The sequence below is a fragment of the Candidatus Methanoplasma termitum genome (genome assembly GCF_000800805.1).
GTDB classification, from domain to species: Archaea; Thermoplasmatota; Thermoplasmata; order Methanomassiliicoccales; family Methanomethylophilaceae; genus Methanoplasma; species Methanoplasma termitum.
On record NZ_CP010070.1, the window covers coordinates 323,599 to 340,085 of the forward strand.

The 16,487-nt window shown below is 48.9% G+C and carries 15 protein-coding genes; 5 read left to right on the top strand and 10 right to left on the bottom strand.

Annotation, left to right across the window (positions count from 1 at the left end):
- Positions 1-38 precede the first annotated feature (38 nt).
- Entirely contained in the window at positions 39-944 is a 906-nt protein-coding gene (locus Mpt1_RS01495; RefSeq protein WP_048111544.1) for a PLP-dependent cysteine synthase family protein, read from the bottom strand.
- Positions 945-1,085: 141 nt separating this feature from the next.
- Between Mpt1_RS01495 and Mpt1_RS01500 the strand changes: the two genes are divergently transcribed.
- A complete protein-coding gene (locus Mpt1_RS01500) occupies positions 1,086-2,579 on the top strand; it encodes a DEAD/DEAH box helicase (protein WP_048111545.1) in 1,494 nt (497 codons plus the stop codon).
- A gap of 37 nt (positions 2,580-2,616) precedes the next feature.
- Here Mpt1_RS01500 and Mpt1_RS01505 read toward each other — a convergent pair whose 3' ends face one another.
- Positions 2,617-3,843 (bottom strand): isocitrate/isopropylmalate family dehydrogenase, encoded by a 1,227-nt coding sequence (locus Mpt1_RS01505; protein WP_048111546.1) that lies wholly within the window; start codon positions 3,841-3,843, stop codon positions 2,617-2,619.
- 94 nt (positions 3,844-3,937) lie between these two features.
- Between Mpt1_RS01505 and Mpt1_RS01510 the strand changes: the two genes are divergently transcribed.
- Complete coding sequence (locus Mpt1_RS01510; RefSeq protein WP_048111547.1) at positions 3,938-6,595, top strand: MMPL family transporter; 2,658 nt, start codon at positions 3,938-3,940, stop codon at positions 6,593-6,595.
- Positions 6,596-6,617: 22 nt separating this feature from the next.
- On the opposite strand, the gene Mpt1_RS01515 is transcribed toward Mpt1_RS01510, so the two are convergent.
- The 7 genes from Mpt1_RS01515 to Mpt1_RS01545 all read right to left on the bottom strand — a co-directional run bounded on the left by Mpt1_RS01515 (position 6,618) and on the right by Mpt1_RS01545 (position 12,603).
- On the bottom strand, positions 6,618-7,235 hold the full coding sequence (locus Mpt1_RS01515; RefSeq protein WP_048111548.1) for a thiamine phosphate synthase: 618 nt from the start codon (positions 7,233-7,235) through the stop codon (positions 6,618-6,620).
- Entirely contained in the window at positions 7,232-8,383 is a 1,152-nt protein-coding gene (thiH, locus tag Mpt1_RS01520) for a 2-iminoacetate synthase ThiH (protein ID WP_048111549.1), read from the bottom strand. The genes Mpt1_RS01515 and thiH overlap by 4 nt, the downstream gene beginning before the upstream one ends.
- Complete coding sequence (locus Mpt1_RS07535) at positions 8,380-9,153, bottom strand: thiazole synthase (RefSeq protein ID WP_048111550.1); 774 nt, start codon at positions 9,151-9,153, stop codon at positions 8,380-8,382. Before Mpt1_RS07535 ends, thiH begins: the two co-directional genes overlap by 4 nt.
- A 3-nt stretch (positions 9,154-9,156) precedes the next feature.
- The gene (thiF, locus tag Mpt1_RS07540) at positions 9,157-9,789 is read right to left on the bottom strand and encodes a sulfur carrier protein ThiS adenylyltransferase ThiF (RefSeq protein ID WP_202965155.1); all 633 of its coding nucleotides are present in this window, start codon (positions 9,787-9,789) and stop codon (positions 9,157-9,159) included.
- Positions 9,789-9,983 (bottom strand): sulfur carrier protein ThiS, encoded by a 195-nt coding sequence (gene thiS / locus Mpt1_RS01535; RefSeq protein ID WP_048111552.1) that lies wholly within the window; start codon positions 9,981-9,983, stop codon positions 9,789-9,791. The genes thiF and thiS overlap by 1 nt, the downstream gene beginning before the upstream one ends.
- A gap of 19 nt (positions 9,984-10,002) precedes the next feature.
- On the bottom strand, positions 10,003-10,632 hold the full coding sequence (thiE, locus tag Mpt1_RS01540; RefSeq protein WP_048111553.1) for a thiamine phosphate synthase: 630 nt from the start codon (positions 10,630-10,632) through the stop codon (positions 10,003-10,005).
- A gap of 135 nt (positions 10,633-10,767) precedes the next feature.
- Positions 10,768-12,603 (bottom strand): threonine--tRNA ligase, encoded by a 1,836-nt coding sequence (locus Mpt1_RS01545; protein WP_048111554.1) that lies wholly within the window; start codon positions 12,601-12,603, stop codon positions 10,768-10,770.
- A 165-nt stretch (positions 12,604-12,768) separates the two neighbouring features.
- On the opposite strand from Mpt1_RS01545, the gene Mpt1_RS01550 reads away from it, so the two are divergent.
- A complete protein-coding gene (locus Mpt1_RS01550) occupies positions 12,769-13,221 on the top strand; it encodes a DUF4275 family protein (protein WP_048111555.1) in 453 nt (150 codons plus the stop codon).
- A gap of 164 nt (positions 13,222-13,385) precedes the next feature.
- Positions 13,386-14,285, top strand: a complete 900-nt coding sequence (locus Mpt1_RS07220) for an FKBP-type peptidyl-prolyl cis-trans isomerase (RefSeq protein ID WP_052399223.1) — start codon at positions 13,386-13,388, stop codon at positions 14,283-14,285.
- 27 nt (positions 14,286-14,312) lie between these two features.
- Here Mpt1_RS07220 and thiD read toward each other — a convergent pair whose 3' ends face one another.
- Positions 14,313-15,617, bottom strand: a complete 1,305-nt coding sequence (gene thiD, locus Mpt1_RS01560) for a bifunctional hydroxymethylpyrimidine kinase/phosphomethylpyrimidine kinase (RefSeq protein WP_048111556.1) — start codon at positions 15,615-15,617, stop codon at positions 14,313-14,315.
- Positions 15,618-16,088: 471 nt separating this feature from the next.
- Between thiD and Mpt1_RS01565 the strand changes: the two genes are divergently transcribed.
- Positions 16,089-16,454 carry a hypothetical protein gene (locus tag Mpt1_RS01565; protein WP_048111557.1) on the top strand — a complete coding sequence of 122 codons (366 nt, stop codon included), beginning with the start codon at positions 16,089-16,091 and terminating at the stop codon, positions 16,452-16,454.
- Positions 16,455-16,487 lie beyond the last annotated feature (33 nt).

The window sequence follows — 16,487 nt, forward strand, 5'->3', positions numbered from 1 at the left end:
AATGCATTGTGAACACCAGGTCTTTTGATCGGACAATCTCAAACCTTGAACAGGTCCGTTGAAAGGTATTTCTCTCCCCTGTCGGCGAATATTGCCACGATAAGGCCCTTGTCTATCTTTTCACTTACCTTCATAGCGGCCAGCATCGCTGCGCCTGCCGACATCCCGACCAAGATGCCCTCTTTCAACGCTATCTGGCGGCTTATCTCGAATGCTTCCTCGCTTTCGATCATGACATGCTCATCTATCAGCTCGGGGTAATAGATGGCAGGCACTATCGCTTCCTGCATATTCTTCAGACCCTGAATATAATGTCCCTTTATAGGCTGTGCTTCGATGATCTTTATGTTGGGATTCTTCCTCCTCAATGACTCTCCGACGCCCATAATGGTGCCGCTTGTTCCCAGAGCGCAGACGATGTGTGTTATCTTGCCCTTGGTCTGCTGCCAGATCTCTTCCGCAGTGCCTTCATAGTGCGCAATGGGATTGAAATCGTTGCTGAATTGGTCGGGATTGAAATACTTGTCAGGATCACCTTTGACCAGCTGGCGCGTTTTTCGTATGGCACCGTCCGTTCCTTCCGCGGCGGGAGTGAGAATGATCTGTCCGCCGAAAGCTTTTATCATTTTTTGCCTTTCGATGCTTACGGCCTCGCTCATTACGATAACGACCTCAAACCCCAAGACGCGACCTATCATTGCAAGACTGATGCCGGTGTTGCCGCTTGTTGCTTCGATGATGGTTTTGCCTTTGGTCAATCTGCCGTCGCGTATCGCGGCATTGATCATGGACATTGCGGTCCGATCCTTTATGCTGCCCGTGGGGTTGAAGCCTTCCAGCTTTGCCCAGATCTCCACGCCCTTTTTATCGACCATATTGTTTATTCTTACTAGAGGCGTGTTGCCTATCAATCCCAGGATGTCCTTACTCGTCGGCGCTGTCATTTGTACCAAATCAAATAGGTTATAAGCGTTCAAATATTATTAAAGTAAAGGTCACATTTAAATACTGAAATGAATACAAGGGGTCAGAACATAGAGATCCTTCCATTCTGGTTTTTGGATTAATATTTCTGGAAGGATCACATGGAAAAATTCGAAGATCTGGGCATAAACAAACACGTCGTAAAGGCAATGAGGGAGATCGGTTGGATCGAGCCGACCCCGATACAGACTGAAGCAATACCCGCAGGTATCGAAGGAAAAGATATTTTAGCACAAGCGCAGACCGGTACCGGAAAGACCGGCGCTTACGCTTCGGTGGTTCTGACGCGCACGGCGGCAAAGTCACGCAGACCGTCGGCACTCATACTCGCGCCCACGAGGGAACTGGCCTGTCAGATCGAGAATGAGATGTACAAACTGTCAAAATATTCCGGCCACAGCAGTACGGTCGTGTACGGCGGAGCGAGCATCGAAGCTCAGATAAAGGACATCCGCAAAGGAAGGGACATCGTTGTCGGAACTCCCGGAAGACTTAAAGACCTCATTACCAGAGATGTTCTGGACCTTTCACAGGTATCAGTTGTGGTGATCGACGAAGCCGACAGGATGCTTGATATGGGATTCGCCGACGAACTTAATTTCATAATGGACGAGGTTCCCAAACAGAGGCAGACGCTCCTGTTATCCGCCACGATGGCGGAAGAAGTGAAACACCTTGCACTCAAGTACATGAAAGACAGAGTGGATATCTCAGTATCCAAGGATGAGATATGCTCGGACCTTACCGAACAATACTACATCCAGATGCCGAGGGACAAGAAGGAGCACGCCCTGAAGGCGATACTCAGGAAAGGATGTAAAGCGATCGTTTTTTGCCAGACAAAAAGGATGGTCGATGTTCTGTACAATGATCTTTCAGATGATTTCAGAGTGGGGATTATACACGGGGACATCGAGCAGAACAAAAGGGAACGTGCGATAAAGAAATTCAGAGATGATCAAACCGCGATCCTCATCGCAACCGATGTCGCCGCCAGAGGAATAGATGTGAACAACATCGACTGCGTGATCAATTACGACATCCCCAACGATGCGGAAACATATCTGCACAGGATAGGCAGGACGGGAAGGGCGGGGAACAAAGGCATCGCGATAACTTTTGTGACCAAGCCGGAGAAACGCTTCATAAAAATATGCGAGCGCGAGATGGGAAAAACAATATCTCCCATGGTCCCGGATGATCTGGTACTCAGTGAAAGAGAAGAAACAAAGCCCATTGAGAGGACAGTCGTTGAAAGGGCGGCAGCTGCACCGGTTGCGGTACCCCAGACAGATGCCGGATCCCAGAATAAGATGGTCCCCCTTCAGATCAATCTCGGGAAAGAGGATAAATTCAGCCGCTCGCAATTATCTATGTTCATCAAAAAGAACGCATCCCTCGACGACGACTCTTTGGGAAGGGTCGGGCTCGGGCAGTCTTCGTCATATGTGGAAGTGTCCCATGGAAGCGTCAACACCGTTCTGAATGCAATGACGGGGGCGGAGTGGAGAGGAAAAAAGATATCCATGAATGTTGCGCCCAAAAAGCTCCGATACAAGGACAAAGAAGCAGCGGGACTGTACATAACGGGATAAACAAAAAGAAAGATGGGCCGGTGCCCATCAGAATTATTTAATTATTCTTTTTGGAAGCTTTTGCTTTCTCGATGTACCCGTTCCAGACCTTCTCAAGATCCGGCCTCTTTATTGTGTCCATGATGTACTGAGCGAACTCATCGCCGGTGGCGCCGGTGTTCCTTCCGGTCATCACAAGCTTCCTTTCGAACTGCACACAAACATCAAGTGCCATATTCAGCTTCTTTCCTTTCTCCGCCTCGCCTATGTGGTCCATCATCAATGCCACGGCCTTGATCATGCTGCACGGGTCTGCGTACTGGGCTCTTCCCTCGTCCACCATCCTCGGAGCGGATCCGTGGATGGCCTCGAACATGGCATATCTCTTTCCGACGTTGGCGCTTCCCGCAGTTCCTACGCCGCCCTGTATCTGTGCGGCCTCGTCCGTAAGGATGTCGCCGTATAGGTTGGGAAGAACGAACACCTTGAAGTCGGATCTTCTCGCCGGATCTATCAGTTTTGCGGTCATTATGTCAATGAACCAGCTGTCCCATTTCACCATCGGATAATCCTTGGCGATCCTTTCCATCGTAGAAAGGAATTTTCCGTCTGTGGTCTTGATAATATTGGCTTTTGTGACCAGCGAAAGGTAATTCAGCCCGCTGTTCTTTGCGAATTCGAAAGCGGCGGTTATTATCCTGTCGGTACCTTGTTTTGTTGCTACGCAGAAGTCCATCGCGAGATCGTCCGTGACCTCGATCCCGTTGCTTCCGAGAGCATAGCTTCCTTCTGTGTTCTCTCTGAAGAAGGTCCAGTTGATCCCCAATTCGGGAACCGATACAGGCCTGATGTTCGCAAAGAGATCCAATTGCTTTCTCATCGCAACGTTAGCGCTCTCGATGTTGGGCCATCCGTCCCCTTTGCTCGGGGTGGTGGTCGGGCCCTTCAATATAACGTGGCATTTTTTCAGCTCTGCAAGAGTGTCATCGGGTATCGCTTTCAATACCGCGGCTCTTCTCTCAATGGTAAGTCCGTCAATGATCCTGACCTCTGCCTTCTTTGCTTTGATCTTATCGGCAAGAAGGAACTCCATGACCTTTTGGGCCGATGCACAAATGTACGGCCCTATACCGTCTCCTCCGCAAACCCCGATTATGAGTTTGTCCAATTTGGAGTAGTCGATCCAATCCCCTTCTTTTTTGAGATCTTCGACCCGTTTGAGCTGCTGTCTTAGTAGTTCGCCGTACTTTTCCTGTGCCGCTTTGATCACTTTTTCGTCTACCATTATTATCGCCCTTACAATCAAAATACAATATTAAAAATAATGGGAGGGTCGATTTGAGAAGATTAAATATAACGTATGTATTGACCACGGCTTAATGATATTCGAAAGACTTGCGGACATAATTTGGAAACGTTCTAAATTAATAATTGCGATATGGATCATACTGTTGATCTGTGCAGTTCCGGGTCTTCTTAAAGTAGGGGAGGTACTGGATTACAGCACCGACAACATGGCGGGACCTCATGCTGAATCGCTCGAAGGCATGGATGTGATGGACCAGTATTTCGGGAGTTCAAGCACCAGTATCGATTCCGCCGCCATTTTGGTCGTGAGTTTCAACTCCGCGGGGAACAGTGCCACAGACGGAGAGATGGGTGCGATGGCCATCGGCAATTTGGTCAAAGCCGAGCTTTCCAAGTTCACTTACACATATAAAGATGAGAACGGCGAACAGCAGACGGTCGGCAAGATCATAGCATTCCAGCAATACGGCACTTATTATCTCAATGACGATCCGAGCACTCACGAGGGAGTCGCCCTTTATGCTATCGTATACAACAGCACGGCGATCGATAACGGACTGATAGTGAGTGATGACACTCAGAACCTCAGGGACTTCATCGGCAACGTACTATCAGAAAACAACATCTCCGGAGTGACCACATATGTAACCGGGTCGCAGGCAATAACCTTCGATACTTCGACAGGAGCGGCCAAAGACATTTCGAAGATAGACGTATTTTCGATCCTGATGATATTGATACTCGTGGGGCTGTTCTTCAGATCCTTCGTAACATCTGCCATGCCGCCGATAACCATAGGCGCAGCATTCGGTATAGCAATGTGTGTGATGTTCCTGATCGGAAGTTTCCTGATGAACATTCCGTACATGGTCGAAATGATGCTGGTCGTCTCTATGCTGGGCGCGGGGTGCGATTATTGCATCTTCATTTTAGCCAGATATAGAGAGGAGCGTGTACGCCATGGAGCGGACCATGAGCATGCACTCAAGAGTGCGGTGACATGGGCCGGAGAATCCATCACCACATCCGGAATAGCGGTCATAATCGGTTTCGGCGCAATGACCATTTGCTCATTCTCAATGGTGAGCTCAATGGGCGTTGTGCTTGCAATAGGCATTATAATAGCGTTGCTTGCGGCACTTACGCTGATATCATCTATACTCGCTTTGGCGGGAGAGAAGCTTTTCTGGCCGACAAGATCGGAATCGCTCAGAGAGGGCGGAAAAGCAGACCGGGGATGGCACGGAAAGGTGGCGCGCATAGGGCACAGATATTTCCTGAGATCGGTCAAGTTCTCGATAAAACGCGCAAAAATAATAATCCTCGCGGCAGTGCTTATAACGGTGCCTGCAGTGTATATAATGTCAACATCCCAGTCATCCTATGACATGGTCGGAGCAATGTCTTCGGGAGAGGCCATTGATGGACTGCAGACGATGGAGGGATACTCTAACGGCGGGGCGATCAGCCCCAACTATGGAGTATTCGAGCTTAATGACTCGATCGGCGAAGTTACACAATCAAACGGTTTCCCCGTGATCAAATGGGCCGATACGGAGCCGGGGAAAGGTTATCTTGATAGTCTTACTGTGAGCCCGACATCGCTTAATTCGGAAGACGGCAGTCTTTATTCTCAGTTGACCCACGGCGACGATAATGTCGGAGAGGTGTGGGGAGTATATCAATGGTCACAATTGGCTGCATATGCCGCCGCTGCGATCGGAAGTCCCACTGCAACGATGTCCAACCTTGACTATACCATTGCGGTATACTCGTTCGTTGCGACGCATATTTTGCCGAACTCGCTCGGAAAGCAAGTGATGATAGTCCTGACATCAACAGACCCTATGCAGAACATAGTTGCGACGTACTCCGCCATGACCGGTGCAGCCTATAACGATCCGACCCTGACAGGCATAATGGACTATGTAGTGAACAGCGTGCTTACGTCATCCGTCGGCGGAACACAGGATGCTGCTACGGGATCAACCCCGATAACATTTGTCAAATACACGCTGATAACAAAAGATCAGGCGATGGCTGATCGTTCGATGGATACAATAAAATTCATGGACGGCAAGTTGAACGGTTTCGTCAACAGCCACCAGGACATGATCAAAGCGAAGTGGCTTACGGGAAGCGCCGCCGTGATGTATGAGATATCCGAACAGGTCAACAAGGAGTTCCTGAAGGTAGAAGTGCTTGCGGTAGTGCTGATCCTGATCCTGCTGTTCTTTGTTATGAAATCCTATGTGACGCCGTTCCGTTCGGTACTCACTATTTTGATGAGTGTGGTATGGACAGTGGCGATAACGCACATAATATTCGGCTCCATATTGGGAGACGGCGTGATGTGGATAATCCCCATCATCCTGATCGTGGTGTGTCTGGGACTGGGAATGGATTATGATATCCTGCTGACCACACGTATCAAGGAGAACCGCCTGTACAAGGGAAAGACCAACGATGAGGCGATAACATACGCTGTCACCCATTCTGGATCGGTGATAACGATATGCGGTCTGATCATGGGCGGTGCATTCGGTACTCTGATGCTGTCGAGCACATCAATGCTTCAGCAGTTCGGATTTGCGCTGTGTTTTGCGATATTGGTCGATGCGCTGCTCGTTCGTACGTACATCGTACCGGCGGCGATGCACCTTCTCGGCGACCTGAACTGGAAAGGACCGAAGATCCTGCACAGGAACACACCGAAACAGCCCGAGTAAGATCGGGCATATTTTCATTCTCTTATTTCTTTGACCTTTTCCTTTCTTCGAGGTCTCTTTTCAAAAACCCGATCTTCTCTCTGGGATTCTCCGACGTCATAAGAAGGCTTCTCACACACAACCCGTCGCAACCCGTTTCCAATACTTTCCTTGAATTGATGATATCTATACCGCCGACCGCAAAGACCGGGATGTTCACGGTGTCGCTTATCTCGGCGAGCTCCATAAGCCCCTTTCCTTTCAGACCGGGTTTGCATGAGGTCTCGAACACGTTCCCATATATCAGATGGGTTGCCCCCAGGCGTTCAGCGTCGACTGCTTCCTTAAGAGAATGCACAGAGACCCAGATCTCTTTAAAATCGTTCAATCTGTCCCTTTCGGCTTTAAGAGACCCGAACGAGATCTGTATGCGTCCGTTGCCGATCAAAGCGGCGGTCTTCACAAAAGTATTGACGCAGAACTCTACATTATAGCAGCTGCATATCCTTGCGCATTCGACCGCAAGATATCGATAATCCGGTTCCGGGAGATCCTTTTCTCTTAGTATGATCATGTTCGGTGATGCGCCGGCTATTTCCTCAACCTGTTCCAAGAAATCTCGTCTGACGCTTATTTTCCTGTCCGTGACGGCGATTATCATACTCTCACGTAATCATTGAATACCGGTTGTAAACCTCTTTCGGTCAACGCCTTTCTGATATCCTCGACATTCCTCGGGTCGGAGATATTGAACTGCTCATCACCCTTCTTTTCCTCTGCATGCCCGCCGATCCCGACCGATACTCCCGCGGAGATCTTCGTTGCGCTCAGCCCGACGATGTTGTCCCTGAATCTGGGACTCTCTCTTGATGATATCGTTTGTCCGGAGAACGGCATGAATATACGATATGCCAGAGCTATCTGCAGAAGGTGTCTCTCCGATATCAATTCTGCGGAGTAGTTCCCGTTAATGAAAGGCCTTAATCTGGGAAGGGAGAAAGATATCTCGGCGTGAGGGTATTTCCTCTGCAGAAGGTATGCATGGGTCCCGCATGCCAGAGCATCCTTTCTGTGATCGCCGAGCCCGAGAAGGGCTCCGAAGGCAACGCCTCTCATCCCTCCTATCAGCGCCCTTTCCTGTGAGTTGAATCTGTATGAGTATACTCTTTTCGGGCCGAAAGGATGAAGCTCGGCGTACCTCACCGGGTCGTAGGTCTCCTGAAAGACCGTTACGTAGTCTGCGCCCGACTCGTGCAATTCCTTGTATTCCTGAACATTCATGGGGTATACTTCAACGCCCACATTTCTGAAATATTTCGTTGCGGTCCTTACACATTCGTTTATGAATTTTGTGTCAGACATTTTCCTTGACTCGCCGGTAAGGATCAATATCTCAGTAAGGCCGGACCCGGCGATGTTCGACATCTCCGCTTCAATATCTTTCGGGGAGAGCCTGGCGCGATGTATCTTGTTGTTCTTGTTGAAACCGCAGTACATGCAGCCGTTATCGCAATGGTTGGATGTGTAAAGCGGGGTGAATATGTTAACTGAGTTGCCAAAATATCTTTCTTTTTCTTGTCTGGCTCTTTGAGCCATCTCTTCAAGGAAGCTCTCTGCGGCCGGTGATATCAGAGATGCGAACCCGTTGATATCAAGTCGTTCTGAATTGAGTGCATTCCTGACATCTCTTTGCGTGATGGTCGAAAGATCGACCTCGGAGACAGTTGACAGGGTGTTCTCCATTATGTCGGATCTTATCGTTTCCATGTGATTGAAGTATTCTTCCGCGTCGGTGAACTTTTTTGTCATTTCACATCCTCAAGGAATCCGGTAAGCGGACTCGACGCCTCTCCTCCTTTGTGGAGGACCCTGCCGGGTTTAGAAATGAACGCCATGCGTCCCGCTTCGATGGCCAGTTTGAAGGCGGTTGCCATCATCGGTATGTTCCCGGCAGTGGCTATGGCAGTGTTCGCCATAACGGCTGCACAACCCAATTCCATCGCCTCGCACGCCTGGGACGGCTTTCCGATGCCGGCGTCCACGATTATCGGAAGATCCAGCTCATCTATCATTATTTTAATGAAATCTTTTGTAAGCAATCCTTTGTTGCTCCCTATAGGCGCACCCAGCGGCATTATCGCTGCCGCTCCCGCATCCGCCATCGAGCGTGCCGCCGAAAGATCCGGCATCATGTACGGCATGACGATGAACCCTTCATCGGCAAGTATCTCGGTGGCCTTGATCGTCTCGCAATTATCCGGAAGGAGGTATCTCGAGTCCCGGATTATCTCTATCTTTATCATATCGCCGCATCCGAGCTCTCTTGCCAGCATGGCTATCCTTACAGCTTCTTCCGCATTCCTCGCACCCGATGTGTTAGGCAGCAACGTAAGGCCCTTCGGGATATAATCGAGGATGTTCTCTTCTCCTCCGGCGTTCGCCCTTCTCACAGCAAGCGTGGCGATCTCCACCCCGCCGTTCTCCATGACCGCTTTTGTCATTTCGAGAGAGAACTTTCCCGAACCGAGTATGAATCTGGAATTGAACTTCTTGTTGCCGATCCTGAGCTCATCTGTCATTGTTCACAATTCTCCATTCATCAGTAAAGATATCACGGTGTTCGCCATATGTGCGGCGCATATATTGACCCTCGGCGCCATAATGCCGCCTTTAACGTCTTCCATATCGACGCCGTCACCCGAGATATACAGGTCAGCGAATAATCTTTCTGTTTTTATTTCATTGGATCTTCCGAATCCGGCCATCCCCGATCCCGACACCACCTTAACGCCTGGACATTTTTCCATCAGCGTGTTGATCAGCATTGCTTTTTGAGACGGAGCGTCAAAAGCTTCACAGACGACATCGCATCCGCCGAAGATGACGGGTATGTCGGAAGCACTCAACTTAATGTTGTGTTTCTCGACGGAAATGTATGGATTGATCCTTTTCAGTAGTTCTTCGGTAGCATCGACCTTTGGTCTTCCTATCTGGTCAAGGAAATAATTCTGTCTGTTTATGTTCGTAATGTCAACAACATCGAAGTCCGCGACCGTCAGATCGGATATCCCGGCTCTGACGAGCATAGCGGCGATGTTCGACCCGAGGCCTCCTAGTCCGGCGATCCCTATTTTCGCTTTTTTTATTTTATTGTGGATGTCTGGTGAGTGCCTGGTGCAGAGAGCATTATCCAATTCTTCTTTGTTCGGGGGCATCATCCACCACCGACGAACCCTACGATCTCAACGGAGTCGCTTTTTTCCAAAAAGGTGGCGGAATATTTCGAACGCGGAACGATCTTTCCGTTAAGTTCAACGGCCACCCTGTCCTGCTTATATCCGGTGTTCAGAATAAGATCGGTCACCGTCATCGGTGCGACCAGTTCCACATATTTTCCGTTGACCTTCATGCAATTACCTTAAGGATTCTCAGATATTAGGTCTTACTTTCAGGATCATGTCCCTGAGCTCGTGAGCGGCGGCAGAGACATCTTTCTGTGCGACCACAGCGGAAATGACCGCAACGCCGTCTGCGCCGGCCCTGATGACATCTTGTATGTTGCCTCTGTTAATCCCGCCTATCGCAATGATGGGGATATCCACGGCCTGTTTTATCTTGAATACGATGTCAAGGCCCTGACCCTGGTGTGCATCCTTTTTTGTGGATGTTGTGAAAACGGAACCGACGCCGATATAATCCGCACCTTTTGACTCCGCCTCCTTTGCCTCTTTAACGTTATGTGCAGATATGCCGATGATCTTATCGTCCCCGAGAAGCTCCCTGGCGTACTCTATGGGTATATCGGACTGGCCGAGATGAACACCGTCCGCGTCAGATAAGAGAGCGATATCCACTCTGTCGTTGACAATGAAGAATTTTGCGTACTCATCGGCGATGGCTTTGATCTTTATCGCCTGTTCGAGCATCTCTTTCCCATCAGAATTCTTCATCCTCAGCTGCACTATATCGGCGCCTCCGGCGTATGCAAGTCTTGCGACCTCGGCCTCCGACAGGCCGTTGGACAGGGTGCGGTCTGTTATCACGCAGAGTTCAAACATGGTACCGAATCATCGACACACTAATAATATTCTCCGAGCTGAACGTGAATCGTGAAGGTGTGTTCACGGAAACATGTATATTTTGCTACTTCAAGCAGGATATATGAAAAAGGTGGGATCACCACCTTGTTTTGATCAGAATTCGCAGCGCTTGCTGAGATCTGTCGGAAGATACATCTGGCGCACGGGGTAGCCTTCCGTCTCTTTCTTTATTCTGGAGACCAGCTCGTCAGCGGTCATGTCGACATCTTTGTTCTCAGACCTGACGTAAACTTTCAGTTTACCGCTCTTAAGCTCGTTCTCCCCTATGACCGCACTGTATGCGCACCAGTCCTGTTTTGCCCTTCTGACCTTCTTTCCGACGGTTGCGTCGGTATCATCAAGCGATACCCTGAGGTTCTTCGATCTCAGGTCCTTGGCCATCTCTTTGGCGGCCGGGACGTATTCCTCGGACATGGGCATAAGACGTATCTGCTCCGGAACGACCCATGTAGGGAGGTACCCCGGAACGCCGGTCTTCTCTATCTGCACCGCGGTGTCCAGCATGGCATACATGAATCTCTCTATCGATCCTATCACAGCGCAGTGAAGTATTATCGGATGCTGCCTCTCGCCGTTCTCGTCAACATATGTTATTCCGAACCTCTTCGCATTCCCTATGTCGATCTGAACGGTACCGATCTCTCTCGGTCTCTTCATCTGATCCAGCATGTGGTATTCGATGTTCACTGTCCAATAGTAGTTGATGCCTTCCGGGTAGATATGGATCAAAGCATCCTTCTTGTGGATCTTGCAGAGGTTCATCATCATTTCCTTGTTGTCCTCGAAGGCCTTTCTGGACGAGAAGTTGGCAAGCATGTCGTAATCTCTTCCGATGTTCTCTATCTCGTCGTAGATCTTGTTGTCGAGCAGGGTGAAGTAATCCTGTGCTTCCGGTATGTCCGAACACATAACGTGGAAGTCGGGCATATTGAGCCTCCTTGTTCTGAAGCAAAGCATGGTCTCTCCGGATTGTTCCAGCCTGTACGCGTCCGCCACCTCGAATGCCCCGAAAGGCATCTGTTTGTGGCTTATGTTCCAGTTCCTGATCATTGCGAACTGCTGGTGGCAGGCCGCATATCTCATGATGAAGCTCCTTTTCTCGGTGTTTATTGTGTAAAGCCTGTCGCCGAAAAGGTCTGCGTGCTCCTTGACCGCCGGCTCGCTGAGAGAGAACATGTTCGTTCCCTTGACGTTGTAAACATCTATACCTGAGTTGTTGACTATCATTGTGGAGTAATCGGATATCAGGTCGAACATCATGGCTGCGGGAGGGGAAAGGCACATGTGCCCCACATCCGACATTGATTCCCACTGGATGCCGAACTTCTTGCAGAGTCTGAGGTACTCCGGTTCTCCGGCGGAAGGCGCTTCTTTTCCAAGCGCTTCTTTGTCGATCATGCTCATCATGCAATCGGAGCCTTTCTTGTAATTCTCGATCGATATCTCCTTCCCATCGGCTTTCAGCACGAAGTAAACATCCTTTCCTTTCGGAGCGGATTTCTCCTCCTTGCCTTTGAAATCTCTGGAGAGTTCCGAGAGCGGGTGGCCTTTGCATTTGATATCGAACGCCTTGTACCACCCGAACGGTGCACGGGAGACCTCAGTTCCGGAAGCGGCGATCATTTTTTTCATCATGTCGAGCATTTCGATGCTGGCTTTCGGTTTTGCAAGGTCGCTGCTCAGATGGGCGTACGGGTAGAGCATGACACGTTCCGCGCCGACCTTCTCCTTTGTTGCTATGATATCCTTGGCGGCTTCGGTCGCGACCTGCAGGATCTTATTCTCATCATCGCTTTCGACCGTGATGAATACAACGAGGACCTCTTCCATCTTCCCGTTGTGCATCTCGTTCGGTATCTGCTCGGCAACCTTCGTTTTTTCTTTCGATTCGAACTCCATTGAGTCGGCGTGAATGTACAGTACTCTCATGAGACCAGTGTTCCTTTTTGTTTTTCAGCTTCTCCACAGAAAGAGAGCCGATTCTGTTCTATCGCATGTTGAGAGTAATATATAAAAGACTTCATGGGTCTAACAAGACCCCCCGAGCAGTTGCGACAAACATGTTAATAAAACCAACACGTATTTGATTCGAAAATGAGTATTAGAGTAATTGATTTTATTAATCAAATTCAGAAAAAGGACATCAAAGTATCCTTCCTTTCGTCAGATGAGTCATGGAATCATAAGGATGAGTGGTTCAAAAATTTTGTTCCTGCCGATAAACAAGGAGACTCCCTATATACAGCTTGCCTGCACTTGCAGGGATTCCTTTGGAATGCTTTCGATAAAGAAATTGGGATAATCGACTATGTTGAGGGGGATCGTGCAAGAGACGCTTTTGACGAACAGTGCAAAATGGATGCAATTTTGCTGGATAATAATACAAAAAAGGCCACTGCATATCGAATTAATGACGCTTCAATGATAACCTCAGAGGACTTGGATATGCTTACAGATATAACCTTGACAAGCGTCAATTTTGAATGGACATACTCAAAGACCCACGAGCCATATGCCGGACCATATTTCTACAAGGTGCAGAGGTAATATTTTCCTCAGGATGAATGCACGTTTATGGCACAGTGCAAAACACGCAATGGCTCAGGTGTCAAATGATTTAATGTACAGAATCTGAAGCAGGAAACGTTGAGGTCAGGTTAAAACTGTTAAATATGTTTTTATAGGGAATATTCATTGCAAGAATCGGTATAATGGCTGACGATGAGAAAAAGGTCAAAAAGGACAGAGACCCAATATTCTGGACATGTCTCATAGTGTTCATATTGGCTGTATGCGCCGTTACGGGTGCGATGATTTACAACGACAACTTCCGAACGGACAGCACGGCAGCCGTTAACGGCAGCTCGGTGTCAGTGGATTACATCGGCACATTCTATGCTCCGTTCGGTGAAAACAACGCTGTTGTCTTCGACACAAGCAAGTGGTCAGTCGCAAACGACGACAACGTGACAAAGAGCAATGACTTCACCGGCAGGGGAGACCAAAGTGCCTATACGACCTTGAATTTCAAGATCGGCGACGGCACATTGCTTCCAGGGTTCAACAATGCGGTAATAGGCATGAAGGTCGGAGAGACGAAAAGGATCGTGATACCGGCCGGCGAAGGGTATACAGCACCCTCTACGCCGCAGACAGTGCAGATGAACGGCAACACAATGCCGACAACAGAGAACCTGACCCAGGCGCAGTTCAGCGCCCTCTATGGCTTCACACCGAACGCATCCACCATCACTACCTTAGACAAGAGTGTCTACGGATGGCCGGCGACCGCGACGGTCAATTCGACCAACGGTAATTCGATAACGATGAACTACATGCCTCAGCCTGGCAGTGAGTATACGGCAGTTGACAGCGACTTCGGAAAAGTGGCCCTGAAGGTTACTTCCGTGCAGAACGGCCAAATAACATTCAACTATGTCATCTCAAACACAATATCCAACGGATCCGGTATTCAGTTGATCTTGGTGGACTTCGGTACCTCGAAGTTCTACATCACAGCACTGAGCGGTTCATCCTTCACAACTCAGGTCGTTGCGGAGAGATACAATCAGGATCTGTACTTCGAGATAACACTTGTTTCGGCCAAGTAAACCCGGTTTTAACCCTTTTAAAATTTTTCAATTCAATATCGAACTCAACTTGGACAATACTTCCTGCGGATCCTTCCCCAGCATCTTGATGGTCTTACCGTTCTTCTGGTCCGTGTCGTAGATCGCATCCGGAACTACCTTTGTCTTTCCGAGGAGTTCCTTCGTAGCGGCACCCCACATCGGGTTGCCCTTCCTTCCGGAAAGCACAGTATTCATCCCCACTTCTTCAAGGAGGTCCAACGTATCTCCGGCGGGGGCGATACTTATGATGCATCTCATCGAAGGATCCTTTTTCATTATCTCGAGCAGAATAAAGGACAGATGTCCTGCGGCACCGAACTTCGCGGGTCCGTTCTTCACAAGCCTGCCGTTCTTAAGTGTTATTCTCTGATCTATTCCGGCAACATCCTCGGGGCCCGCAGCTCCTTTTGTAGCGTAGGCGATGTTAACTCCTTTTTTTGGAACAAGGTTGCTCGGAAGCACGTTAACAAGTTTTTCCGCAGCCGCATCGATCGAATCCAGAACATCGAATTTGGCCGAACTCTTCTCGTTAGACGGTGAAAATGAAGCCATCGGGTTGACGATCAATTCTCCCTTACCTATTTCATACTGCGTCTCGATGGAGCGCTGTATCAATTCTCTCGATCTCAAGACCGAATTGACAAGGTCAAGCCCCATTGCCATGTTGGCAGTGATATATGAAGAAAGGACGCACCCGCTCCCGTGACCCGCTTTGTTGAGGCGCGGCTTACTCATCTTTGTGAACTCCGATGAAAGGTAAAGGTAATCGACGACATTTCTCGAGTCCATATGCCCGCCTTTGAGGAGTACCGATGAACCCTGCTTCCCGATAAGTTCGCAGGCCAGCATGGCATCGTCCTCGTTCTTTATTTTCATCCCCGACAAGGCCTCCGCCTCAAACTTGTTCGGGGTGACCAATTCGCACATAGGAAGAAGATCCTTTTTCAGCGACTTTACCAGATCATCTTTGGAAAGTGAACTGCCGACCGTCGCCACCATGACCGGATCTATGATGAGAGGCATCTCATGGTCTTCCAGCACATCTGCGACCACACCTACTATATCTGCGCTGTACAACATTCCTGTCTTTATCGCATTGATCTTGCAGTCTTTGAGAACAGCTTCCAACTGCTCTTTTATGATCTCTTCGGGAATGGGCAGGATGCTTCCAACCTCTCTTGTATTCTGTACCGTGACCGCTGTTATGACGGTCGCGGCGTGAACCCCCACCGAGGCCATTGCCTTTATGTCGGCCTGAATCCCCGCTCCTCCAACGGAGTCGGATCCTGCGATGGTAAGTGCCGTCTTCATGATTGGCAAATTGCATCATCATATTTAAAGCAGGAACGGTCTTGATCAACAAGAATGTAAGGATCCGTCTATTTTTATTTGAATGAATATTATTTAAACATGTACACAAATAGCTGAGCGGTAAGAGGTTTGCAGTCCCCGAAGGGACTTGATTTGTATCATGGATCAAACGCCACATTGGATCATTGACGGATCGTAATGATCACGTCCCCGATCCTAATGCGGACTGAGGTGCCGCTCTGATCTCCGGTCATTAATATCACCTTCTACCAGATGGTTCCCGGTGCCGTATCCTGGAAAGACTCCGGTACCGGGGCTTCCCATCCTTACGACAGAACTTCATGTCTGGCTATGCTTATAAGCTTAAGCGGGGGGTCACCGAAAGTACCGAAAGTACGTATTGATCCTAAAAAACAGCGACATTTTTGATTAACCAAGAAAATAAATAAAACTTCATCCTAAACATGATCGATGAAGATCTTCAGTACTCATTTTGTTCTAAAGGGAAAATCGGATTACAAGAACCTTGCACCTGTATTCCCGGATATCCTCAGGGCCCTGCTTGAGGAGATCGGACAGATGCCCGAAGAAGAGGAGATCTTTCAAATGTTCGTCGACATGAACATGGTCGATCTTGAGAGGAACCGTAAGCCCGAAGGGTACAACAGAAAGGGAAAGATGAGGCTCATATTCCCGATGGACCGCAAAGAATTCTATCTCAAGGCATACAGTAAAACTACCGATATGTCAAGGCTGACAGAGACCATCAGAGGACTTCTCACATCCGCAGGCGTCAAATTCGATATAGTCCAGAATGACAGAACGGATTTCGATTGATCGGTATCCGGTGCTGGATATATTAATATAAAA